Below are 1,500 nucleotides of genomic sequence, written 5' to 3'. Positions count from 1 at the left end.
GGTGCTAGTGCCGCGACAGGCAACGTTCGCCCCGTCGCGACGCCCGGCACGCTCCCCCACGCTCTCGACTCCGCTCGAGCAGGGGGTGCCCCCACTCGCCGCACCGGCCACCCCGAGTACGTCCAGTACGAGGGCTTCCGGCAGGCACGCCGAGAGCACGCACCAAACGCCGCTCCTCAACGGGCAAACGTTGCCTGCCGCGGCACTGGACGCTGGGTGTTTCGAACAGGGCGTGGATCACGGGGAGGGCTCTTCGGGTTCGACGGTCTCGACGGGGACGCCGAGGTCGCGTATGGCCACGAGTTCCGCGTCGGGGGTGGCGGTGTCGGTGACGACGGCGTGGTAATCGGCCACGGTGCCGTACGCGTAGGTGGCGGTCTTGCCGAACTTCGAGTGGTCCGCGAGGAGCAGTGTCTGTTCGGCGGAGGCAGCCATGGCCAGCTTCACCTCCACGTAGTCGTTCAGGGGGTGGAAGAGCTGGCCTTCGAGAACGGCGGTGGCGGACATGAGGGCGAGGTCGGCACGGATCTGGGACAGGGCGCGGGTGACGGTGGGGCCGGTGCAGGAGTTGAAGTCGCCGCGGTAGTGGCCGCCCAGCAGGGTGACGCTCACGCCGGGTGCGGGCCCGAGGCGTTGCGCGAGGCCGACGGAGTTGGTGACGACGTGCACCTGGTCGAGTCCGGCCAGCCTGGGGACCAGGGGAAACAGGGTCGTCGAGTCGTCCATGAGGACCGTGCTGCCCGGGCTGATCCGGTCGGCGACGGCCGCGCACAGCGCGTTCTTGGCGGCGAGGGAGCTGTTCTCACGGAAGCGGGTGGCCGTCTCCATGGTGAGGGCGGGGAAGGCGACGGCCCGCCCGCGCTCCTTGCGCAGCAGATGGCGCCCGGCCAGGTCGTCCAGGTCCCGGTGCATGGTCATGAGGCTGACGTCGAAGTGCCGGGCGAGGTCGTCGATGCGGGTCTCGCCGTGGTCGGCGACGTACCGCAGCACGGCCTGCCGTCGCTCCTCGACGGCGGCGGCCGACAGGCGCGTACGGGCGGTCACAGCGCCCCTCCTTCTCGATCGCTCCGGTCTCGCAGTCTCGCACACGGGCCGGTGGCGGCCGGGGCCCTCGCGGCGTCCGCGTTCCGCCTGGCAGGCGCGCCTGCGGGAAGCGGACCGCCGGACACGCGCACGGCTACCGGCCGTCCACGGTGACCAGTACCTTGACCTGCTCCAGGTCCAGGGAGGCGGAGAAGGCCAGCGCGGCCTTTTCCAGCGGGTAGGTGGCGGTGATGATCTCGGCGGTGTCGACGGCGCCGGCGGCGATGAGGGACATGGCGGTGCGGTAGTCCTCGGCCGTGTACATGAGGGTGCCCTCGATGCGGATCTCGCGGTCCTGGACCAGGTCGAGGCGGACCGGGGTGTTGCCGGCGGCGCCCACGCCGACGATCACGATGTGGCCGCCCTTGGCCACGATGTCGACGGCCTGGGTCATGGACTCCCCGCGGGCCGCGCAGT

Annotated in this window: 2 protein-coding genes; both read right to left on the bottom strand. The window is 71.4% G+C overall.

All coding sequences use genetic code 11. The annotated features are described in order from the left end of the window. Positions 1 to 237: 237 nt before the first annotated feature. On the bottom strand, positions 238 to 1,044 hold the full coding sequence (locus ABZ281_RS49055) for a DeoR/GlpR family DNA-binding transcription regulator (RefSeq protein ID WP_356665305.1): 807 nt from the start codon (positions 1,042 to 1,044) through the stop codon (positions 238 to 240). Positions 1,045 to 1,177: 133 nt separating this feature from the next. Further along, the coding region (locus tag ABZ281_RS49050; RefSeq protein ID WP_356665303.1) for a zinc-binding dehydrogenase at positions 1,178 to 1,500 on the bottom strand (323 nt) is incomplete at its 5' end.

Origin of the sequence: Streptomyces sp. NPDC006265, from assembly GCF_040613555.1 — a bacterium.
Lineage (GTDB): Bacteria > Actinomycetota > Actinomycetes > Streptomycetales > Streptomycetaceae > Streptomyces.
The sequence above is the reverse complement of the archived record's forward strand: the minus strand, read 5'-3'. Positions and strand labels throughout refer to the sequence as shown.